This is a genomic window from Thermostichus sp. MS-CIW-30 (assembly GCF_054058015.1).
This window is the reverse complement of the sequence record NZ_JBSRZW010000022.1, coordinates 1-20,381: the sequence shown is the minus strand read 5'-3', so window position 1 is coordinate 20,381 and position 20,381 is coordinate 1. Positions and strand designations below refer to the sequence as shown.

19 protein-coding genes and 1 tRNA gene are annotated in these 20,381 nt (G+C 58.9%); 10 read left to right on the top strand and 10 right to left on the bottom strand.

Features of this window, described 5'->3' with window-relative positions; genetic code table 11:
* Window positions 1-21: 21 nt before the first annotated feature.
* On the bottom strand, window positions 22-1,212 hold the full coding sequence (gene yidC / locus ACVWXW_RS10185; RefSeq protein ID WP_457403747.1) for a membrane protein insertase YidC: 1,191 nt from the start codon (window positions 1,210-1,212) through the stop codon (window positions 22-24).
* 224 nt (window positions 1,213-1,436) lie between these two features.
* Here yidC and ACVWXW_RS10180 point away from each other — a divergent pair.
* A tRNA-Asn gene (locus ACVWXW_RS10180) sits at window positions 1,437-1,508 on the top strand.
* Between the two features lie 283 nt (window positions 1,509-1,791).
* The gene (locus ACVWXW_RS10175) at window positions 1,792-2,310 is read left to right on the top strand and encodes an inorganic diphosphatase (protein WP_414409161.1); all 519 of its coding nucleotides are present in this window, start codon (window positions 1,792-1,794) and stop codon (window positions 2,308-2,310) included.
* A 6-nt stretch (window positions 2,311-2,316) separates the two neighbouring features.
* Here ACVWXW_RS10175 and ACVWXW_RS10170 read toward each other — a convergent pair whose 3' ends face one another.
* The 3 genes from ACVWXW_RS10170 to rimP all read right to left on the bottom strand — a co-directional run bounded on the left by ACVWXW_RS10170 (window position 2,317) and on the right by rimP (window position 6,202).
* Complete coding sequence (locus tag ACVWXW_RS10170) at window positions 2,317-3,933, bottom strand: B12-binding domain-containing radical SAM protein (RefSeq protein ID WP_457403746.1); 1,617 nt, start codon at window positions 3,931-3,933, stop codon at window positions 2,317-2,319.
* Between the two features lie 289 nt (window positions 3,934-4,222).
* A complete protein-coding gene (nusA, locus tag ACVWXW_RS10165) occupies window positions 4,223-5,596 on the bottom strand; it encodes a transcription termination factor NusA (RefSeq protein WP_457403745.1) in 1,374 nt (457 codons plus the stop codon).
* A gap of 135 nt (window positions 5,597-5,731) precedes the next feature.
* The gene (rimP, locus tag ACVWXW_RS10160; protein ID WP_011433822.1) at window positions 5,732-6,202 is read right to left on the bottom strand and encodes a ribosome maturation factor RimP; all 471 of its coding nucleotides are present in this window, start codon (window positions 6,200-6,202) and stop codon (window positions 5,732-5,734) included.
* Between the two features lie 301 nt (window positions 6,203-6,503).
* Here rimP and ACVWXW_RS10155 point away from each other — a divergent pair, with 301 nt between their 5' ends.
* Window positions 6,504-7,019, top strand: a complete 516-nt coding sequence (locus tag ACVWXW_RS10155) for a TIGR02652 family protein (RefSeq protein ID WP_011433824.1) — start codon at window positions 6,504-6,506, stop codon at window positions 7,017-7,019.
* 55 nt (window positions 7,020-7,074) lie between these two features.
* On the opposite strand, the gene ACVWXW_RS10150 is transcribed toward ACVWXW_RS10155, so the two are convergent.
* Complete coding sequence (locus ACVWXW_RS10150; protein WP_457403743.1) at window positions 7,075-7,722, bottom strand: class I SAM-dependent methyltransferase; 648 nt, start codon at window positions 7,720-7,722, stop codon at window positions 7,075-7,077.
* A 36-nt stretch (window positions 7,723-7,758) separates the two neighbouring features.
* Window positions 7,759-8,622, bottom strand: coding sequence for an arginase family protein (locus tag ACVWXW_RS10145; RefSeq protein WP_457403742.1), 864 nt, complete (start codon window positions 8,620-8,622; stop codon window positions 7,759-7,761).
* Window positions 8,623-8,865: 243 nt separating this feature from the next.
* Here ACVWXW_RS10145 and ACVWXW_RS10140 point away from each other — a divergent pair, with 243 nt between their 5' ends.
* Complete coding sequence (locus ACVWXW_RS10140; protein WP_457385725.1) at window positions 8,866-9,291, top strand: photosystem I reaction center subunit II PsaD; 426 nt, start codon at window positions 8,866-8,868, stop codon at window positions 9,289-9,291.
* Window positions 9,292-9,525: 234 nt separating this feature from the next.
* On the opposite strand, the gene ACVWXW_RS10135 is transcribed toward ACVWXW_RS10140, so the two are convergent.
* Window positions 9,526-10,134, bottom strand: a complete 609-nt coding sequence (locus tag ACVWXW_RS10135; protein WP_011433828.1) for a peroxiredoxin — start codon at window positions 10,132-10,134, stop codon at window positions 9,526-9,528.
* A gap of 170 nt (window positions 10,135-10,304) precedes the next feature.
* Between ACVWXW_RS10135 and ACVWXW_RS10130 the strand changes: the two genes are divergently transcribed.
* A complete protein-coding gene (locus ACVWXW_RS10130; RefSeq protein WP_457403741.1) occupies window positions 10,305-10,571 on the top strand; it encodes a hypothetical protein in 267 nt (88 codons plus the stop codon).
* Window positions 10,572-10,629: 58 nt separating this feature from the next.
* On the opposite strand, the gene ACVWXW_RS10125 is transcribed toward ACVWXW_RS10130, so the two are convergent.
* Window positions 10,630-10,905 (bottom strand): DUF1830 domain-containing protein, encoded by a 276-nt coding sequence (locus ACVWXW_RS10125; protein WP_011433830.1) that lies wholly within the window; start codon window positions 10,903-10,905, stop codon window positions 10,630-10,632.
* A 258-nt stretch (window positions 10,906-11,163) separates the two neighbouring features.
* Between ACVWXW_RS10125 and glpX the strand changes: the two genes are divergently transcribed.
* The 4 genes from glpX (at window position 11,164) to typA (ending at window position 16,031) form a co-directional block, all read left to right on the top strand.
* On the top strand, window positions 11,164-12,207 hold the full coding sequence (gene glpX / locus ACVWXW_RS10120) for a class II fructose-bisphosphatase (protein WP_457403740.1): 1,044 nt from the start codon (window positions 11,164-11,166) through the stop codon (window positions 12,205-12,207).
* A gap of 327 nt (window positions 12,208-12,534) precedes the next feature.
* Window positions 12,535-13,830, top strand: coding sequence for a glutamyl-tRNA reductase (locus ACVWXW_RS10115; protein WP_414342169.1), 1,296 nt, complete (start codon window positions 12,535-12,537; stop codon window positions 13,828-13,830).
* A gap of 107 nt (window positions 13,831-13,937) precedes the next feature.
* Window positions 13,938-14,045, top strand: coding sequence for a photosystem II reaction center protein Ycf12/Psb30 (gene psb30 / locus ACVWXW_RS10110; RefSeq protein WP_011433833.1), 108 nt, complete (start codon window positions 13,938-13,940; stop codon window positions 14,043-14,045).
* 168 nt (window positions 14,046-14,213) lie between these two features.
* Window positions 14,214-16,031 (top strand): translational GTPase TypA, encoded by a 1,818-nt coding sequence (gene typA, locus ACVWXW_RS10105; protein WP_457403738.1) that lies wholly within the window; start codon window positions 14,214-14,216, stop codon window positions 16,029-16,031.
* Between the two features lie 30 nt (window positions 16,032-16,061).
* Here typA and ACVWXW_RS10100 read toward each other — a convergent pair whose 3' ends face one another.
* Together ACVWXW_RS10100 and ACVWXW_RS10095 are read right to left on the bottom strand one after the other, a co-directional pair.
* Window positions 16,062-18,215: a M48 family metalloprotease gene (locus ACVWXW_RS10100; RefSeq protein WP_414415703.1), complete on the bottom strand. Its 2,154-nt coding sequence runs from the start codon at window positions 18,213-18,215 to the stop codon at window positions 16,062-16,064.
* Between the two features lie 102 nt (window positions 18,216-18,317).
* Entirely contained in the window at window positions 18,318-19,601 is a 1,284-nt protein-coding gene (locus ACVWXW_RS10095) for a competence/damage-inducible protein A (protein WP_414331859.1), read from the bottom strand.
* Between ACVWXW_RS10095 and ACVWXW_RS10090 the strand changes: the two genes are divergently transcribed.
* Window positions 19,552-19,857: a helix-turn-helix domain-containing protein gene (locus ACVWXW_RS10090; RefSeq protein ID WP_457403737.1), complete on the top strand. Its 306-nt coding sequence runs from the start codon at window positions 19,552-19,554 to the stop codon at window positions 19,855-19,857. The genes ACVWXW_RS10095 and ACVWXW_RS10090 overlap by 50 nt on opposite strands.
* The last annotated feature ends 524 nt before the right edge of the window (window positions 19,858-20,381 follow it).

Below are 20,381 nucleotides of genomic sequence, written 5' to 3'. Positions count from 1 at the left end.
CACCCCAACAGCGAGGATCCCCTAGGGCTCAAAGGGCAAGGATTCCCGTCCCTCCTTGGCTGGTCTGGGCTTGGTCGATTTCTCCACTTCCTTGGCCTCCACCGTTATCGTCTGGGCAGCCCGACGACGCTCCTCTTCCACCAACTGCTGTAAGTTCTCCGGCAACGGCTCCCGCGAGAGCAGGAAAGTCTGCACCGTTTGGAAGATATTAGAGACGAGGATGTAGAGCAAAACCCCTGCCGGCAGAGGGAAGAACAGGAACATCGCCGAGAACAGCACAGGGGTGATCCGAGCCATGGAACTTTGGCTGGGATCCTCTTTGCCGGTATCCTGTCCGGCATTGGTTAGGTACTGGTTCAGGTAAATGGACACCCCAAAGATGACGATCATGGCGATGATATCCCAGTGGATGGTGCCATCTTCGTCGAAGGCCCCCACACGACCCAACTTGTCGATGAACAGAAAGCCGGTGTCAGAGGCCAAACCGGGAATAGACACCTGCACGGTCACATCCCCCGGCTGCAGAGCCAGCAAGGTGCCATCCGGCTTTATCTGGGCACGATCTTCCCCTTTGGTGATCTTCCAGGTGGGCTGTAACAGATTGGGATCCCCGCCCGCTTCGGCCACCAACTGCTCAAAAGGTTTGCCCCCCGGCCCTTGAAGCAAAAATTGCACCTCTTCCCCGACGGCAATCTTGGTGCCTTTGGGTTCCACCAGCACCACCGGCTTGTGAAGAGAGTCGGTGACAAAAATGTTCTTGCTGGAGCTGACGTAGGGGGCGGGCACCACCTCAGCCGCCACTTCCGCCGGCAGGATCTGCAAGTTGACATCGTAGGTCACCGCTGCAAAGGGGGATCCCCGCAGGGTGGCAAACAGGGCAAACAGCACCGGCATTTGAATGAGCAGTGGCAGGCAGCCCCCCAAAGGATTGGCCCCCAGCTCGGTATAAAGCTTGGCCTGGGCTTCGCGAAGCTTTTGCGGGTCGTCTCGGTATTTCTCCTGGAGTTCTCGCATCCGCCGCTGCATCACCGGGCTGATCACCTTCATGCGCCGCATGTTGCGGATGGATCCCACATTGAGCGGGTAGAGGGCAAAGCGGATCACCAACGTCAGGAAGATGATGGCCAGTCCGTAGCTGGGCACGATCCCGTAGAAAAAATCCAGGATCGGCAGCATGACGTTGTTGGAGAGAAATCCGACTCCGAAGTCCATGAGGGGCGCTGGCAAATGTCCGTAACCATTGTAATGGCTTCCGTTCGGTTGACGAGGGCGTTTTCAGGGTTTGTCCCCTGGATCCGTCAGATAGACCTGAGAAAGGCGAGCAATTGAGCAAAATCAAGCCCGCTCCACTGAGCAGGGATCCCAAGGCCAAACCAGAACCCCTCATCGGCAGTTGCCTAGCAGTCCTTTTTTCCCCTATGATGAGAAACACTTGATCCTCGGTAGCTCAGCGGTAGAGCGGTCGGCTGTTAACCGATTGGTCGCAAGTTCGAATCTTGCCCGGGGAGTATGTCTGAGCCAATCAAGGAAGCCGGACCCGGAACCCTATCCTTCCAGGCGGCTCTGGGCCTGCTGAGGGAAAGGGGGAGAGAAAACCCAGTCTCCCATCTCGTCGAGGAAGATGCGACGCTAAGCCAGACGTGGAGAAAATAATGTGAAGCAATGTGAAGGCGGCTAAGGGTTTCGTCCCGCCTGTTCCCGGCAAGTGTCAAGAGTCTCTGTCCTTTGGGGCAAGGAGTATGTCAGAATACCCTCTGGCTGTCTATTCCCAATCCGAGGGTGCTTGCTGTGATCGACCTGTCGCGGATCCCTGCCCAACCCAAGCCCGGCTTGCTCAACCTCTTGATTGAGATTCCCGGCGGCAGCAAAAACAAGTATGAGTTTGACAAAGACATGGGAGCAATGGCGCTGGATCGGGTGCTCTACTCCTCGGTGCAGTACCCTTATGACTACGGCTTTGTGCCCAACACGCTGGCCGGGGATGGGGATCCCTTGGATGGCTTGGTGATCATGGATCAGCCCACTTTCCCAGGGTGTGTGGTCACGGTGCGACCCTTGGGCATGTTGCAGATGATCGATGGCGGGGATCCGGATGAGAAGCTGCTGTGTGTGCCTGCCAAGGATCCCCGCTATGCTTCGGTGACCAAGCTGGAAGACATCGCCCAGCACCGCCTGGATGAGATCGCGGAGTTTTTCGCCACCTACAAGCGCCTGGAAAAGAAAGAAACCCAGATCTTGGGCTGGAAAGGTTTGGCCGAAACCGAGGCGGTCATTGCCAGCAGCATTGCGGCCTGCAAACAACCCCAATAGACATCTCTAAGGGATGCGAACAGAAAGAGCTTCCTGGCGATGTTGCAACAGTCGCTCTGGGGTGAGGGGCCCTTCGATGTGTTGCCAAGGCAAGGGATCCGCTGGATCCCAGTGGCTGTGCACGTAGTAGTCTAGGGGCGGCAGTTGCCCTTTAAGCTCTTTGAAAGCGCGCCGGTAGCTCCCCAAAGATTCGCCAAAGTCCCGCGCCAACTGCAAGACTTTTCCCACCCGCCGATCCCCTCGCGAGATGAGGGCCTGGATCACGGACCAGCTATAGCTTTCCGGGCGCAACTCCACCCCCAAGGGACGCAGGTGTTTCTGGAAAAACTGCAGTTTTTTCTCGGCTTGGGGATCCACTCCGTGCCACTGAAAAGGGGTGTGGGCTTTGGGCACAAAGGTGCTGCAACCCAGCGTCAGGCGCAGGCCGGGAGCCGCTTTTTTGAGCTCTTGGAAAAGGGCTACTGTGGCCTCCAAATCCGCCTGGGTTTCCGCCGGGATCCCTACCATGCCGTAGAACTTAATGCCCTTCAGACCTCCAGCCTGGGCGTGGGCTGCTGCTGCCAAGATTTCCGGGTTGCTTAACTTCTTGTTGATGATCTGGCGCAGTTGTTCTGAGCCACTTTCGATGGCCACCGTAATGGACTGGCTGCCCCGGCGGGAGAGTACCTGCGCCAGACGTGGGGTTACGGTAGCGGTGCGCACCGAGGCCAAACTGAGACGCACCTGCTCGAAGCGATCCTGGGCCAAGTGCTCCAGCAACTGCTCAAATTGGGGGTGCTGGGTTACAGAAGCCCCCAGCAACCCAATCCGCTGAGTGACCTGCAGCCCCCGCTCTACCGCCGGGATCAAATGCCCCTCCACATCCGCCACCCGGAAAGGCAGGGTGAGATAGCTGGCCAGGCAAAACCGACACATCTCCGGGCAGCTGCGCACCACCTCCACCATGTAGATGCTCTCCCAGGCCGCTTTGGGGGTGACTACTGTGGAAACCGAGAGGGTGTTGCCGCGGAAGGTGTGTTTGCGAATGGAGCTAGGGATCCCGGCCACTTTGGGGAGCACCTTCTCCACCGGGCCGTCGGGCTGCCGGTATTGGGGTTCATACAAGCCGGGCACATAGATCCCTGGCACCTGCGCCAGCGCCTGCAATTTCTCAGCCCGGGATCCCTGGCGCACCTGCCGATAGATCTCAATCATCTTCTCCAGAAGACCTTCCCCATCCCCCAGCAAGATCAGGTCAAAAAACTCGGCAAAGGGCTCAGGGTTGGCTGTCAGTACCGGGCCGCCGCCAAAGACCAAGGGGTGGGCTTCTTCCCGCTCCTCAGATCTGGGAGGGATCCCGTGCCGTTCCAGCAGAGCCAGGATATGGACATAATCCAGCTCCCAGGATAGGGAAAAGCCGAACAGCTCCGGCTCCCGGGGCAGGGGTTCAGCCAGATCCGTAAAGAGGCGGGAGACGGCCACATCTCGGCGGCTGGCCAGCAGACTCCAGATGACTTGATAGCCCAGGCTGGTGATCCCCACTGCGTAGGTGTTGGGAAAGGCATAGATCACCCGCACTGCGTCGGGGTCAGGCGTGGCCGGGGCAAAGAGCAACTGCTCCAGGGCAAACTCTGAACTAGCCAAGGGATCCCGCTGTGTTGGATTGAGGTTTGAGTTCCGGCTTAGAGGAGTTTTGATGTACCTGCCTCTCCAGCTTAGCCAATTGGTGGGAAACCCCGCGAGGAGAACTCAATAAGGAGATATGCCTGCAGCGCACTTCGCGAATGCTGCCTCGAAGCGCCCAAACCATGAGAACTCTGCTGCTCAATACATTGCTTCAGGATAGAAACCGTGACCCCATGCAGCAAGACTCATCCCAAGGCCCAGACCTCCAATAGAAGCCACTCTCTACGGGCAGAGTGAGAATAGAGGGTTACCCTTTTGGCTGGGCAATGTCGAACTCGGCGTCGTAGTCGAAGTCCTCGTCCTCGTCAGCCCAGTCTTCCTCCAGCCTCTCGTCTCCCGCCAGCTCCTCTTCCTCCAAGCGGCGCTTTTCTTCGTATTCCTCATCCTCTAGGCCCAAAGCAGCCCGTTCGGCCCGCCGCCGGAAGCGCTCCAGTGCCGCTGGAGTGATGAAGGGATAGGGCAGCCCTTGGGCTTGGGCTTCCTCCAGCGCTGCGCGGTAGCTCTCCACTTCCTTGATGTCGATTTTCCAACCGGTGAGGCGGGCTGCCAGGCGCACATTTTGCCCCTCTTTGCCAATGGCCAAACTGAGCTGGTCGCTGTTGACCAACACATGAGCTTGCTGGATTTCCGGATCCACTAGCCGCACCTCCACCACCTTGGCCGGGCTGAGGGCGTTGGCAATGTAGGTGGCAGGATCCGGCGACCAGCGGATGACATCGATTTTCTCGTTGCGCAGCTCCGCTACCACCGCCTGAATCCGGGATCCCCTCGCGCCAATACAGGCCCCCACTGGATCCACGTCCCGCTCCACCGTATCGACCGCAATCTTGGTACGTGGCCCCACATTTCGGGAAGGGGGGTTGGCCTCCCGCGCCACTGCCACAATCCGCACGATATCCTCTTCAATTTCTGGCACCTCGTTGGCAAACAGGTTCACCACCAAGCCAGCATCGGCCCGGGAAACCAAAAGCTGTGGCCCCCGCCGGGATCCCTCATAGACTTTCTTGAGATAGACCTTCATCACCGCGTTGGGAGTGTAGCGATCGCTGGCCAGCTGTTCCTTCTTGGGCAGTTCTGCTTCCACCTCAGGTTGTCCGAAACCGCTGGATACCGACATGATCACCGTCTGCCGCTCGGTGCGCAGCACCCGTGCCTGCAGTACGGTTTTTTCCAGATCGCGGAACTCTTCCTGAATCAGACGGCGCTGCTGATCCCGTAACTTTTGCGCCAGCACCTGCTTGGTTTGGATGGCCGCCATGCGGCCAAATTCCGCCTGTTGTGGGGTGACATCATCTGTGACTTCCCAGCCTACTTCGGCTTCTGGGTAATCCTGCTGCACATCGTACAGAGAGATCTCATGGTCGGGGTTTTGCACCTGCTCAACGATGGCTTTGGTGGCCAAAACGCGAAAGCCTCCTGCCTCCACATCCAACTCCACATCGAAATTGCGGAAGTGGTCTTCTGCAAAGACCACATCTCGCTGGATGGTTTTGCGGTAGCGTTCGTAGCCCTTGAGCAGCGCCTCTCGCAGGGCATCGGTGACCACATGGCGGGGCAAGTTGCGCTCCCGCGAGATCATCTCCACCATTTCCGCCAAACCCGGCAGAGGCACCATCGCCATAACCACTGTCCTCCTGCACAAACTTCGTGAAACTTGCTGTTGCTATTGCTCCACAGCGGGAACTGAACCCGCATCTCTGATGCGAAGGGAGGGCCGCACCACCTGCGGTCAAACGCTCTCTCTATCTCCGGTCTCCTAGTCAGTTTCCGATGAGAGGGCAACCCGCTGCACCGAAGCGCGGGGCAACTGAACTCGCCGCCCCTTGAGGGATAAGGCAACCCTCTCCTCATCCCGACCCAGCAGGTGTCCTGACCAAACGGCTTTGCCCTTGTAGGGTGGATCCAAGGTCACCTCCACCGCGAATCCCTTGAAAACCACAAAGTCGCGATCGCTGGTGAGAAGGTTGCTGATGCCAGGGCTGGACACCTCCAACACGTACTGGCCGGGGATCAGATCCACCCGATCCAGCTCGACTTCCAAGGCTTGGCTCATGGCTTCGCAATCGGCATGGCTGGTTTCTCGGTCGGGATCCAGTGGGCGGATATCCACCCGCAGAACTGGCGGATGCTGGTTGGTGTGGAAAACCATCTGCACCAACTGGTATCCCAGTTGAGCGGCCAAGGGACGGGCCAAGCTCTCCAACTGTGGAATAAGAGGGTGAACCATAACCAACTTGTCACCAACCGGGTGTTGCCGCCAGATCCAAACCCCTTGGAGCCGGAGCCGGCAAAGGGGACAGTAAGCCCCCTCAAAAAGCAAAGAAGTGGGTACCACCCACTCCCCGTTGCTATCGCGGAGCTCCTTGAGGCTCGCCCAGAATCAGTACAGACTTCGAGCGCATCCCCCCTACCTCCTAATTTAGAAGATCTCCTCCGGTTTTGTCATGGGGATCCCCAAAAGGCAACATCTATAATGTGGACAACTGCGGATTTGCCCAGATATCCAGCCGCGTTTTGTGGGGTTTCCTATGACTGTTGCCTTTTCCTACCCGATCTTCGGCCCCAGCATTCAGTGCCCCCACTGTCGGCAAACGATTGCGGCCCTCACCCTGACCGATACCTACCTCTGCCCTCGCCACGGTGCGTTTGAGGCGGATGCCGAACAAGAGGAGCTGGTACACCTGCAATCCGGACGGCGCTGGCGCTTTTGGGAAGGTCGCTGGTTTCGTCAGCACACCCACGCCGATGGGATCCGTTTTGAGATTCATGAAGAGTTGGATCGGCTGCGCATGCAAGGGATGCGAGCCACTCAGGTGATCGTGGCCGAGCGCTACCGCCAGCTGCTCACCCCTTATCTGGAGCAGGGATCCCACCGTCGTCCTGGCCCACCTCGCCTCTATGGCTTGCCCGTCAGCTTCAGCTCCCAAATCCCAGAGGATAGGGGTGGATCCCCTCAGCGCTGGCGGGTGATCAACTTTGAGCTGACCTACGAGATCGACCCGGCCATGCGGCAGCCGCAATCCCGTCTGCAACTGTGTGATTAGACTATGTGATTAGAAAGGCGAACAGGTAGAGAGCTGTTGGAAAATTGGTGGCTGCTCAAGCCCCCTGGGATCCGCAGCTTCCTTCCGGGTCAGGGAGTGCTATGCCTTGATAGGTGTAGCCGATAAACTTGGGCTGGTCGGCCATATAAAACCGCTCCAGTTGCTCAAACCGAAACCCCGCTTCTCGGATCAACCGGGCCATATCTCGGTTGAGGTTGCAGCCATCTGCAATCACTTTTTGGAGGGGGTTGAGACGATTTTGCCATCTTTGCACCTGGGGATCCTCGCTGAGGCCGTGTTCGAGAAAAAACAGCTTTCCCCCTGCTCGCAACACCCGCCGGATCTCTCTCAAAGCCTTGGCCACATTAGGAATGCTGCACAATGTCCAGGTGCTAACCACGCTATCAAAACTCTGGCTTGGAAAAGGCAGTTCCTGGGCATCCGCCACTTGCCAATCAACGGCGATGGGAGAAGAGGCAATGCGCCGACGAGCCAGGGATCCCATGCCAGGATTGGGATCTACCCCTGTGATCTTGCGAATGTGCTCTGGGTAGCAGGGTAGGTTGAGGCCGGTGCCAAAACCAATCTCCAGAACAGCTCCCTGCACATGGGCCAGAAGCTGCCGCCGATAGCGCTCCATCCGTTCCCCCGAGAGGGCCAGATCCAACAGTTGCGGGAAGATTATTCGGCGATAGAGGTTCATTCGACCATCCCAAATGAATGTTCAGACCTGAGCAGCTTAAACAGTCTGGGCAGGTTGCGGTTGAGCAGTCACCTTCAGGGAGTGGAGGGCATAGCAGGCCAGCAACCAATTGAGCAGGCGGGCCACCACACGAGCGGTTTGCCGCGTTGCGGATCCCACCGCCACCCCTCCCAGTGAAAGGCCAACCACAGGACGAGCAGCAAAGATGGCCTCACAGGTCTGCAACAGTTGCGGCCAACTCACCCCCCCTGGCTCTGGGTGATGCACCGCGGGCGCCAAGGAAGGATCCAACACACTGCAGTCCACCACCAAAAACACCGGTTGATCCGGCAAAGAGGCCACCACCTGCTGGGGATCCCAGCCATCTTGGGCCCAGAATATTGGGCTGTGGTGGGCTTTCAGCCATGCGTAGGCCCGCGCACTGCCGCTGCGCAATCCCACATGGATCACCGGCAGCTTGTGCTGATAGAGCAACTCCACCCAGGCAGCACTGCCATAGCTTGTATCTTGATCCGGCTGGGTCATCTCCGGCGGCGGCATCAGATTGGCATGAGCGCTGCAATGCACCACGCTCAGGGTTGGGTGGTGTTTCCAAAGGGCACGAATGGCCCCCCAACTGGCGGCCAAGACCGAAGGCAACAGCACCGGCCATTGTTGTCGTCTCCAAGCTTGAGTCACCGCCGCCTCACACATGCCGTAGGGAGGCTCATCCACCAGCCCCGGCAACTGCGCCACCGCCAGCTTATCCACATCGATCCCCAACCTCGGCTCGAAGGCACACAGCTCTGAACCGGCGTTGAGAATGGCCATTGGAGCCTGAGTGTCGTGGCCAAAGGCGGTGGGGATGAGAATGACCCTGGCATTGGATTGCGAGCTGGGATGGAGTGACCACTGAGCCATGGGCGCTATTCCTTTTCCAGAGAGCCGTAAGTCTCCGGCTTGTTCTATGGTGGCCTACAGGGCGCCCAGGGATCCGTCTGAGGGCCAGCCAGTCTGCTACGAAAGATTACAGTTCCCAGGCGGAACTGGGGCCAAAAATCGAGTCAGTGGTAGATTCAAAGTGCTTCGCGCCGCAAACCGCGGTTTGGACAAGGCAAACCACCGCAAACCACAACGAGTTGAGAAAGGTAGACTATGGCTGTGATGGAAGGCGATCCTCGTCAGGGAGCAAAGCTGCCTCTATTTGGGGGATCCACCGGAGGGCTGTTGAGCGCAGCCGAAACCGAAGAAAAATACGTCATTACCTGGACGGGCAAGCCGGGGCAGGTGTTTGAAATGCCCACCGGCGGCGCTGCTGAGATGGTGGAAGGCAAAAACTTTCTCACCTTTGCCCGCAAAGAGCAGTGTTTGGCGCTGGGTGCCCAGTTGAGATCCGACTACAAGATCAACGACTACCAGATCTTCCGCATTCCCGCGGGGGGGGAGCCTGTGTTGGTGCATCCCAAAGACGGCGTCTTTCCCGAGAAGGTCAACGAAGGCCGCGAGCCCATCGGCAAAGTGGATCGCAACATCGGCAAAAACAAAGAGCCGATTACCTACAAGTTCACCGGCGGGAAACCCTGGGACTAAGTCCAGCGGCCCTTGTCTTGTCGGATCCCCTGGTCAATTCAGGGGATCTTTATTTGTTCGCGGGCACCTGGTTCTGGAGCGGTTGCCGACGGCCCTCACCCCCAGCCCCTCTGCTGTTGCTTGTCCCTTTTGGGAAGAGTCGGGCTGCCCCTGGCGAAGAAAAGCCCCAGCCCACCCGGGGCTGGAGCCATACCCGAAAAAGCCCGGGATCCCTGAGGCAGGATCTGGGCCAACCTACTTGGCAATCGCCGCGAAGAACTCCTTGGATTTCACCGGGTCGGGGTGCATGGTTTTCTGGCCGGGCTGCCAGTTGGCCGGGCAAACTTCATCGGGGTGAGATTGCACGTATTGGATGGCTTGCAGGGTGCGCAAGGTTTCATCCACACTGCGGCCAAAGGCCAGGTTGTTAATGGTGGCGTGCTGGATGATCCCTTCTTTGTCGATGATGAACAGGCCGCGCAGCGCCACACCGGCCTCCGGATCCAGAACATTGTAGGCAGCGCTGATCTCCTTTTTCAGGTCAGAGACCAGAGGATACCTCAGCTCACCCACCCCTCCGGCTTTGCGGTCGGTCTGGATCCAGGCCAAGTGAGAGTATTCGCTATCCACTGAAACACCCAGGATCTCGGTATCCAGCTTGGCAAAGTCGTCATAGCGGTCGCTGAAGGCCGTGATCTCCGTTGGGCAGACAAAGGTGAAGTCCAAGGGGTAGAAGAACAACACCACATACTTCTTACCCCTGTAGTCGGAGAGCTTCACCGTCTTGAATTCCATGTCATAGACGGCGGTGGCGGAAAAATCGGGAGCGGGCTGCCCCACTCGCAGGCATCCTTCCTGAGACATAAATCAACGCTCCTTGCGGTAAAGTGCAAATGTAAACCAAACCTAACATACCATACTCATAATGAGTTTGTCTTAATCCGAGGGCTAGGGAGGGATCCCAACTGCTGGGATCCGGATAATCCCCATTTTTCCATGCTGATCGGTTCGGCTCTGCAAGGGATCCTGTTGTCATGAGGGTGGCGCTGGAGTTCCTCTATCACTTCTGTTGTGATCGCTGTCGGCGGTGGTGGAGCCAGGCCGACGTGGAGCCGCAACCTGGGGATCGCCTGTATTGCCCCTATTGCGGCCATCAAAATTGCGTGGAGCGCATCGATACCTTTCGCAATGCTGCGCGGGACAGTTGCCTGACCCGTCCCCCCGATGCCCCTTCTCCAGATCCGCATCCGCCCTCTGAAAAATCCGGGGATCGGCCTCAGGAGAAGCGATCCCCAATCTAGTTATCCTGGGCAAACCCAGTCCTCTTGCCCCTATGGGGCAGCCAGCCGCTAGAGCCTGTCAACCATTCAACGCATCCGCCAGAGTTCCCCGTTGCGAAGATGACCACAGGTAGAGGTCAACCTCAGGCGAGGAAGAATCCACCAGATAGCGACAGAGGCGGCGCTCTTCCAGGATGGCGGTGGAGCAGCAGCAACTGTAGACTTCCAGATAGTCGTCCGGCTCCGCCTCAAAAATCGCCTGCTGGCCGGGAAAGAGGGTGCGCTCCCAGTGGCCGGGGATCGTTCGGATCACCTGAACCTGTCCGGAACGGTTGACAAAAGCGTATCTTTTCATTGCGTTTTTTTAATGGCGTTAAGAAAAACTTATTGCCCTTAAAATAGGCTACCATCCCTGATCCCCAAGCGGCAATAGTAAGCTGCCAAGACGGGGATCGCTCTTCCTGACTGGCTTTGGGAGATTTGTTCTCTCAGCTTATTGGGGTTGAGAGAATGGGATCCCGAGGAGAAGCCTGCCCTGGTAAACTGAGGGGAAGAGTCTGAAGATATCCTTAAGTTGGCCTTCACCATTCCGAGATCAGCAAGGGGGCACATCGTGGACAACAAGTTGGGGCTAGAGATCATCGAAGTCGTGGAGCAGGCTGCCATTGCCGCCGCCCGCTGGATGGGCAAAGGGGACAACAAGACCGCCGACCAGGTGGCTGTAGAGGCCATGCGGGAGAAACTCAACCAGATGCCTATGCGCGGTCGCATCGTCATCGGGGAAGGAACCCGCGATGAGGCCCCCATGCTCTACATCGGCGAAGAAGTGGGCATCTGTACCCGCCCGGATGCTGAGCAGTTCTGCCGTGTGGAAGAGCTGGTGGAGATTGACATCGCTGTGGATCCTTGCGAGGGCACCAACCTGGTGGCCAAAGGCCAAAATGGCTCCATGGCGGTGCTGGCCATCTCCGAGAAAGGCGGCCTTCTCCACGCCCCGGACATCTACATGCAAAAGCTGGCAGCTCCGCCCCAGGCCAAGGGCAAGGTGCACATCGACTATCCGCCAGAGAAAAATCTCAGGATCATCGCCGAAAGCCTGGATCGGGAGGTGTCGGATCTGACGGTGGTGGTCATGGATCGCAAGCGCCACCTCGATCTGATTCGCCAAATTCGAGAGGCGGGGGCACGGGTGAAGCTGATCACCGATGGCGACATCTCGGCGGCTCTCTCGGCAGGCTTCAATGGCACCGGCATTCATGCCCTGATGGGGATCGGAGCTGCTCCTGAGGGGGTGATCTCGGCAGCTGCTCTGCGGTGCTTGGGCGCCCACTTCCAGGGTCGGCTGATCTACGATCCCGAGGTGGTTCAGGCGGGCACTTACCTGCCGCCTGTGGAGGAAACGCGACGGGAACTCAAAGAAAAAGGCATCGAGGATCCCGACAAGGTGTGGGAGTGTGAGGAGCTGGCCAGTGGCAAGGAAGTTCTCTTTGCTGCCACCGGGATCACCGATGGTGACTTGATGCGCGGGGTACGTTTCTTTGGGGGTGGGGCCCGCACCGAGACCTTGGTGATTTCCAGCCAATCCCGCACGGTGCGCTTTGTGGATACCATCCACATGAAAGATGGCCAGCAGCCCCGCGGACTGCAGCTGCGCTAAGGGATCCCCTACCCAACATCCTCGCAGATCGGGGCGGCTTTCCCCTGCTGGAGGTCGCCCTTGCCTTTTTGGGAAAGTTACGAAATCTATCAAGCCCCAACCCGTGAAAACGTAATAACTCTTCAGCAAAATCCGGCAAAACCGGTTCGATACTGGTCTTAGGGTTTAGGTAGGCTGAGAAAAGTTACCTAAGCTTGCTGGAACCGAGTCAAGGGATCCCCTCGTATCGGTCACAGCTCTTGCTTTCTCTCTGAAACAATATTTGCTTTTGTTCAGAGTTTTTGTTTTTAATAACTCTTGCTGTTGCTGTACAGACGACGGAGAGGCATGTTTATCGCGGTTGTCGGTCTTAGCCATCGCACAGCTCCTGTGGAGATTCGGGAGCGCCTCAGCATCGCGGAGGCGGAGGTGGGAGAGACGATCCAGCAGCTTCGCGCCCACCCCCACATTGAGGAGGCTGCGATCCTCAGCACCTGTAACCGGCTGGAGGTCTACATCGTCACCTCAGAAATGGAGAGTGGTGTCCGGCAGACGATGCAGTTCTTGGCTGAGCTGAAAGGGATCCCCTTGCCCCAACTGCGTCCGCACCTGTTTACCCTTCTCTACCAAGATGCCGTAACCCACCTGATGCGGGTGGCTGCCGGTCTGGACAGCTTGGTGCTGGGAGAAGGGCAGATCCTCTCGCAGGTGAAAAAAGCCCAGCAACTGGGCCAAGCCTGCAACGGCATGGATCGCATCCTCAATCGCCTTTTTAAGGCAGCCATTACCGCCGGCAAGCGCGTCCGTACCGAAACGGAGATCGGCACCGGCGCCATGTCCATCAGCTCGGCAGCGGTGGAGTTGGCTCTGCAAGAGCAGGGATCCCTCTCTCAGGGCAAAGTTACCGTGGTGGGGGCGGGGAGAATGGCCCGTCTGTTGGTGCAGCACCTGTTGGCCAAAGGGGCAGTCGATATCACGGTGGTCAACCGCTCCCTGGAGCGGGCCGAAGCCCTGGCCAAGCAATTCGAGCAGCCGATCCAGGTGTTGCCCTGGGAGTCGCTGCTGAGCAGCGTGGCCGAGTCCAACTTGGTCTTCACCAGCACCGGTGCCACCCAGCCGATCCTCACCTACCAGCAACTGGCAGGGGTGCTGCAGCCAGATCAGCCGCTGTTGTTGGTGGATATCTCTGTGCCCCGCAACATCGATCCCGACGTGGAAAAGCTGAAGGGGGTACAGGTGTTCAATGTGGATCACCTCTCCCGCATCGTGGAAGAAAACCGCGCCCAACGGCAAAAGCTGGCTCTGGCTGCCGAAGCCCTGGTGGAAGAAGAGGTGGATCAATTCATGGAGTGGTGGCGTTCTCTGGAGACGGTGCCCACCATTTCCAGCCTGCGCCACAAGGTGGAGTCTATCCGCGAACAGGAAATGGAAAAAGCCCTCTCCCGCCTGGGCAAAGACTTCGCCGAAAAGCATCTGGAGGTGATCGACGCCTTGACCCGCGGCATCGTCAACAAGATCCTGCACGACCCGATGGTGCAACTGCGGGCCAAACGGGATATTGAGGCGCGGCGGGCAGCCATGCGGATCTTGCAGGAACTGTTCAACCTGGATCCGGTGGTGTTTCAAGCCCAGCAGGAGCGCTAGGGATCCCTTGGCGAAGAGCGCATGACTTGAAGAATTGTAACAGCTCTCCCATCTGGGGTGGAGGGCACCCCTTAGGATACAAAGCGTAAGCCACAGGATCTGGGATTATGTTCGGACAATACGAAGTTTTTGTGCAGTTGGCTCTGCTGGCCTTGATTGTCTTGGCAGGCCCGGCGGTCATCCTGCTGCTCTATCTGCGCGGCGCCGATATGTAGGGGATCCCTCTGGATATTGAGGCAGTCGGGATAACCCTTTGGGAGTGCTGGGGCTAAGCCCAAAGCCAGGAGTGTTTAGCAACGTAACGCTCCTTTGCGTTAGAGTTGTAAAGAAATCCCTAAGGCACTCCTGCTTGTAGGGCGACATCCTGCTGGTCAATGGTTAATATGTCACTCCCCATCCGCAACGTTGCCATCATCGCCCACGTCGACCACGGCAAAACTACCCTTGTGGATGCCCTGTTACGCCAGGCGGGCATCTTTCGGGAGGGGGAAGACATTCCCACCTGTGTGATGGACTCCAACACGCTGGAGCGGGAGCGGGGCATTACCATCTTGGCCAAAAACACAGCCGTCCGCTACGGCGAAACCTTGATCAACATCGTCGACACCCCTGGCCACGCCGATTTCGGGGGCGAGGTGGAGCGGGTGCTGGGGATGGTGGAGGGCTGCTTGTTGATCGTGGATGCCAACGAAGGCCCGATGCCGCAAACCCGCTTTGTGCTGCGCAAAGCCTTGGAGAAGGGCCTGCGCCCAATTGTGGTGGTCAACAAGATTGATCGGCCTCGCGCCGAGCCCTACAAAGCCGTCGACAAGGTGCTGGATTTGTTCTTGGAGCTGGGGGCAGACGAAGACCAGTGCGACTTCCCCTATCTATTTGCCTCTGGGTTGCGCGGCTTTGCCCTGGAAGAAGCCCATCTCAAAGACTTTCTGGAAGGGAAGTACAGCGGATCCCTGGATATGAAGCCTCTTTTCGAGGCCATTCTCAAGCATGTCCCACCTCCCATTGGGGATCCCGGCAAGCCGCTGCAACTGCAGGTCACCACGCTGGAGTATTCGGAATACCTGGGCCGGATTGTGATCGGCAAGATCCACAACGGCACCATCCGCCTGGGGAATCCATTGGCAGTGGTGAAAGAGGATGGATCCATTGCCAAGGGCAAAGTAACCAAGCTGTTCGGCTTTCAGGGGCTGCAGCGCATCGAGCTGACGGAAGCCACCGCCGGCCACATTGTCGCCGTGGCGGGGTTTGCCGAGGCCAACATCGGCCATACCCTCACCTCTCCCGAGAATCCCCAGGCTTTGCCGCTCATCAAAGTGGACGAGCCCACATTGCAGGTGATGATCTGCGTCAACGACTCCCCCTTCGCCGGGCAAGAGGGTACTTTTGTAACTTCGCGGCAACTGCGGGAGCGCCTGATGCGGGAGCTGGAAACCAACGTGGCGCTGCGGGTGGAAGAAACCGACTCGCCGGATCGCTTTTTGGTGTCGGGGCGGGGCGAGCTGCACCTGGGCATCTTGCTGGAAACCATGCGGCGGGAAGGCTATGAGTTTCAGGTGGGGCAGCCGAAGGTGATTTTCCGCGAGGTCAACGGCCAGCCCTATGAGCCCTACGAGTGTTTGGTGCTGGATGTGCCGGAAGCAACGGTGGGGGCTTGTATCGAGCGACTGGGGCAACGGCGGGGAGAAATGCAGAACATGATGGTGGGATCCGATGGTCGGGCTCAGCTGGAGTTTGTCATTCCGGCGCGAGGGCTGATCGGCTTTCGGGGGGAGTTTATCCGCATCACCCGCGGCGAGGGGATCATGAGCCACAGCTTTTTGGAATACCGTCCCCTGACCTCTGAGATGGAAATGCGCCGCAACGGGGTGCTGATTGCTTTTGAAGAAGGGGTGGCCACTACCTATGCCCTCAAGAATGCGGAAGATCGAGGTGTATTCTTTATTACGCCAGGTACCCGCGTTTACAAGGGCATGATCGTGGGCGAGCACAACCGTCCCCAAGACTTGGAGCTGAACGTCTGCAAGACCAAGCAACTGACCAACCACCGGGCTGCGGGCGGGGAGGAGCTGGTGCACTTGCAAGCGCCGGTGGAGATGACCCTGGAGCGGGCTTTGGAATACATCGGCGAGGATGAGCTGGTGGAGATCACGCCCCAGTCGGTGCGCCTGCGCAAGGCACAGTTAACGCCCTCTCGCCGCTAGTTTTCTCAGCCAACTGGAAGAGAACCCGGCTCACCACCGCCGCAGGTAAGAGGCCAAGTTGGGGAAATAGAACGCCCCCCAAATCCCCAGCAGGATGACTCCCAAGCCGAACACAACCAGCCAAAGGCGCGGTCGGCTGTGCAGCTTATTGGATCCCACCTGGACGTAGGCCAGATCCACCCAAGCAGTATTGCCGCGGCGGAACCAGCCCACCACTTTGACGCGCCGGCCCACCAGGGCGCGGATCTGCTTCAGGCCGGAAAAGACATTGCCCACCGGGCCCAGAGGGGAGGTGAAGCGCACCGGGATCAGCCCTGTGGCCTCTTGCAGCTTCAGCTCTGCCCCCAGTTGATAGCCGGAGCGGCCCAGTCCCACCAATTCCCCCTCCAGCTCCACCCATTGTCCGCGGCGGGGATCCGCGTCGGGATCCGCCAGCAAGCTGAGCACATCCGTCGGCCTTGCCGGCAGGGATCCCCCGTACATCAACCCCGCTTTGGCCCACAAGCCCACCCCGTAGCCCACCACCGCTGCTGCCGCGATCACCTTGGGATCGAGACGGTTTTGCAGCAGCAGGTAGAGGATCAGCCCCACCAGCCAGCCAATGAGGATCCCGACCACTTCGGCTGCGTAGATGGCCAGATCCAGCCAAAACCGGCTTTGCAGGCGGGCCACATCCAATTTGGACCCGGATCCCAGGCTCAGCTCCGGCAGGAGGCGCAGCCGCTCTCCATATCCCGCCAAGACCTTGAAGCGGTGCCCCGGCAGCGGATGGCTGGAATTGACCTGCATCCAGCGAGCCCAAGGGTTGATTTGATCCCAAAGAAAGACTTGGCCAGCTTGGGAGGGATCCTGGAGGCGGGCGGCAGCACTGGCAGCGGCGATGGTTTTGAAGTCCAAAAAGCTGAACAGGCGGGTGCAGTGCAACAGCGAGGAAGGTCGGCGGTCATTTTTGTGGGCCTCTTGTAAGCCAGCAGCCGATTTGAGCAGAGCAGCGATCAGCCCGTTCGGGTTGCCGGTTGCCTGTACGGCAAAATGGTCGGCATGGTAGGTGCCCAGGCGGGAGAGGAAAAACAGCGGGTAGGAGAGCACCGTGTAGATCAAGTAGAGCAGCGGGGCCACATGCCCGATGAGATCCCGCCGTTTGCTTCCCAGTTGGCTCACCTGCTCTAGGGCCAGGTAAACCAGTTGAATCGGGGATCCCAGCAGGGTCATGACCAGGATATCTCCATTAACAATTCGCCCCAGGGCCTGGGCGTAGACGGCGGCAATCTCATCCTCAGAAAGCTGCTGCAACAGGGCTTGGGTGACCACAATGCGGCAGCCATCAGAAAAAGTGCCGTAAACAAAGGCCAGCGGCCCAGCATCCGGGATCACCCCCAGTCGGGGCTGTTTTAGCTGGTTTTGGGCACAGATGCGCTGCAGCAGGCGCGCCGTTTCGGGGCTGTGGCGTTCGATTTCGCCAAGCCTGGCCCAACGCAACTTGTGCAGCCGTTGGTGGAGCTGATCCATCAGCCAGGGGGCAAAAAAGAGAAGGCCTACTCCAAAGTTGACCGCCAGGCTGCCGGCCACCAACCACCGCAGGCCATTGCGCAGCCAGGGCAGCAACCCCTGCAAAAACCAAAGCTGCCGCGGAAAACTCAGCCGGCCAAAATCCAGATGGCTGCCTACCAACACAAAGCTCAGCCACCAAAGGAAGACAATGCCCACCCCCAGGGATCCCCACTTGGCCCAATGCAGGGGGCCGGCCCGCTCCGGCAGGGGGATCTTCATACCCAGTTGGGCGGCCCGTTGACGGGTGGACAGGGATCCCGCTCCAGGAGACGGCTCCTCTGGGGGAGCAGAACGCGGTTCGACAGGTTTGGCGGACGGAGCAGCCAGGGACTCTGTTGCAGTGGGCAGGCGAAGCAAGATCTTCTTGGCCCAGCCTTGCGCCTGGGGGTTGGGGTGTTGCAGCAGCTCTAGGCAGAGGGACCGTGCCTTCTCCGTCTGGCCCAACTGGTGGTAGGCCCGCACCAGGTTCATTTGGGCTTCCAGGGCTTCGCCGTCAGATGAGTCTGCCGGGATCCCTAATGCTTTGTCCTGCTGACGGGATTGGGCCAGGTAGCCTTCAAAAAGTTGGATGGCCTCTTGAAGGCGGCCCTGCCGCAGGGCTTCCTTGCCCGCCTGGACGGCATCGGGGATCATCGGCTTGCTCCTTGCCTGGTAGGGTCTGCTTCTGGAGATCGGTTGGATCCATCTGCTCCCCCAGCTTACTCAGGGATCCAACCCCGAGAGACTGGATCCCCCCTAAAGGGGGTAGCAGAGCAAGCGCCGCCGCAAGCGATCCAGAGCCGTCTGGGCGCTCCACCAACGCACCCCCTCTCTGCCGCGCAGGCTGCCAAACCGGTACTCGTGTACTTCCACCTTCCCTTGCGGATCCGCCAAGCCCAGATACACAAGACCGACTGGCTTGGTGGCGGTGCCTCCCTCTGGCCCGGCAATGCCGGTGATGCTCAAGGCCCAGTTGGAGCCCAGGACTTGCTTGGCCCCCAGCGCCATTTGGGCGGCCACCGCCTCGCTCACGGCCCCGTGCTGTCGCAGGGTTTCCGGATTCACCTGTAAAAGCTGCTCCTTGATGCGGTTGTCGTAGGCCACGATCCCCCCCACAAAATAGCGGGAGCTGCCCGGGATCCCGGTCACCAACTGCCCCAGCAGCCCGCCGGTGCAGGATTCTGCCACCGCCAGAGTTTGACCCCGTTGCAGCAACAGCTCTCCCACCACACCGGCCAAGGTGGCGTCATCGCTGCCGAAGTAGTCTTCTCCAGAAATCTGTAAAATCTGCTCCACCACCGGGGCGATCAAGGCTTGGGCCTCTTCACGACTGGGAGCACGTCCGGTAACCCGCAGGCGTACCTCCCCCTGGCTGGCGTAGGGAGCCACCGTAGGGTTTTCCCCCGCCAACAGGGATCCCAGCCGTTCGGCCAGCGTCGATTCGGGAATGCCCCAATAGCGCAGTACCCGGCTGTAGAACACCTCTTTTCCCCAGCCGATGGAGCGCAGATAAGGCACGGCGGTCTCCCGCCACATGTGTTGCATCTCCCGCGGCACCCCAGGGAAGGTGAGAATGTGCAGGTCGGGCCGGGGCTGCCAGATGAGGCCACAGGCGCTGCCAAGCGGGTTGGGCAACACCCTCGCTCCCCGGGGCAGAAAAGCCTGCTTGCGATTGCTCGGCGAGGGCACAAGGCCCCGCTGCCCGTACTTTTGCAGGATCTCTTCCCACACTTGGGGGTGCTCCACCATCTCCGCCCCAAAAAAGGAAGCCAGCGCCTCATGGGTGAGATCGTCCGGCGTCGGCCCCAAACCCCCGGTGATCAGAATCAAGCTGGAACGACCACAGGCCACCTCCAGCGCGTGGTGAATGCGGGCCTCGTTATCCCCCACCACCGTTTGGTAATAGTGGGGGATCCCCAGTTGCGCCAACTCGGCTGCCAAGTACTGGGCATTGGTATTGGTGATCTCTCCCAAAAGCAATTCTGTGCCGATGCAGAGGATCTCAGCCCCTTGGGGAATAGCAGTTTGCGGTGGGATCATGCTTGGCCTCGAGCTCAGCTCAGCCGCAAGAGAAGTATACAAGCAGGGAGGTCTCGGCCTCCCTGCGCGCCCCCAGATTTTGGGCTTGCAGTTGGCCATTCCAAATGGCGGTGAGACAACCGGCAAGTTTCCATCTCCGGCGCCGGCAAAAAGATTGGGGGACGAGATGTATCCGACAGCACAACAGCGACAGACGCTGCAGCAGTGGTTGGGAACAGCTCGGTTTGTTTATAACCGCACCCTAGGAAGTCTTTAGAAGGCGAGCGTCCACCTGGATGCAAGTAGCTACTCACCACATCTTGCCTTCTCTACCAGATTGGGCGAAGGCAGTCCCGTACCAAACCAGAAAGTGGCAGTCATTGTTTGCGTTGGCCCATTCAAGACTTGCGGGATGAGCGCCAAGGCGGCCAGGTTCTGGGTGGACAACTTTGACATTTATTCTTTGACATTTTCTTTGACATTATTTGACATTGTTTATTGTCTTGGTTTATTGTCTCGCTGCTCAAGTTTCAGACCTCCAAGATAGCGGTCAGAAAGCAGCGCCAGCTACATGCCAAGACGGTGCGCTTGCTACTGGTGGGCGCGTAGTGCGTTCCAGGAACGGCCAGAGGCTGTGGCTGAGCAGTACGGGAAACAAGCATTGACATCCTCCCCGGCCTTTAGGCCGGAGATTCCTACCACGCTACGCATGGATGGCTCCTTGCGCAGTCGTCTCGGCGGGTTCCTGCTTCCGACCGCCCGTGCAGTTCGATCCACAGGCCATCCGGGCTGACACGGGTG

Coding starts and splice junctions, on each gene's coding strand:
- yidC (WP_457403747.1), bottom strand. CDS start 1,212: ATGGACTTCGGAGTCGGATTTCTCTCCAACAACGTCATGCTGCCGATC.
- nusA (WP_457403745.1), bottom strand. CDS start 5,596: ATGGCGATGGTGCCTCTGCCGGGTTTGGCGGAAATGGTGGAGATGATC.
- rimP (WP_011433822.1), bottom strand. CDS start 6,202: ATGGTTCACCCTCTTATTCCACAGTTGGAGAGCTTGGCCCGTCCCTTG.
- ACVWXW_RS10155 (WP_011433824.1), top strand. CDS start 6,504: ATGACTGTTGCCTTTTCCTACCCGATCTTCGGCCCCAGCATTCAGTGC.
- ACVWXW_RS10150 (WP_457403743.1), bottom strand. CDS start 7,722: ATGAACCTCTATCGCCGAATAATCTTCCCGCAACTGTTGGATCTGGCC.
- ACVWXW_RS10145 (WP_457403742.1), bottom strand. CDS start 8,622: ATGGCTCAGTGGTCACTCCATCCCAGCTCGCAATCCAATGCCAGGGTC.
- ACVWXW_RS10140 (WP_457385725.1), top strand. CDS start 8,866: ATGGAAGGCGATCCTCGTCAGGGAGCAAAGCTGCCTCTATTTGGGGGA.
- ACVWXW_RS10135 (WP_011433828.1), bottom strand. CDS start 10,134: ATGTCTCAGGAAGGATGCCTGCGAGTGGGGCAGCCCGCTCCCGATTTT.
- ACVWXW_RS10130 (WP_457403741.1), top strand. CDS start 10,305: ATGAGGGTGGCGCTGGAGTTCCTCTATCACTTCTGTTGTGATCGCTGT.
- ACVWXW_RS10125 (WP_011433830.1), bottom strand. CDS start 10,905: ATGAAAAGATACGCTTTTGTCAACCGTTCCGGACAGGTTCAGGTGATC.
- ACVWXW_RS10115 (WP_414342169.1), top strand. CDS start 12,535: ATGTTTATCGCGGTTGTCGGTCTTAGCCATCGCACAGCTCCTGTGGAG.
- psb30 (WP_011433833.1), top strand. CDS start 13,938: ATGTTCGGACAATACGAAGTTTTTGTGCAGTTGGCTCTGCTGGCCTTG.
- typA (WP_457403738.1), top strand. CDS start 14,214: ATGTCACTCCCCATCCGCAACGTTGCCATCATCGCCCACGTCGACCAC.
- ACVWXW_RS10100 (WP_414415703.1), bottom strand. CDS start 18,215: ATGATCCCCGATGCCGTCCAGGCGGGCAAGGAAGCCCTGCGGCAGGGC.
- ACVWXW_RS10090 (WP_457403737.1), top strand. CDS start 19,552: ATGCAGAGGATCTCAGCCCCTTGGGGAATAGCAGTTTGCGGTGGGATC.
- ACVWXW_RS10095 (WP_414331859.1), bottom strand. CDS start 19,601: ATGATCCCACCGCAAACTGCTATTCCCCAAGGGGCTGAGATCCTCTGC.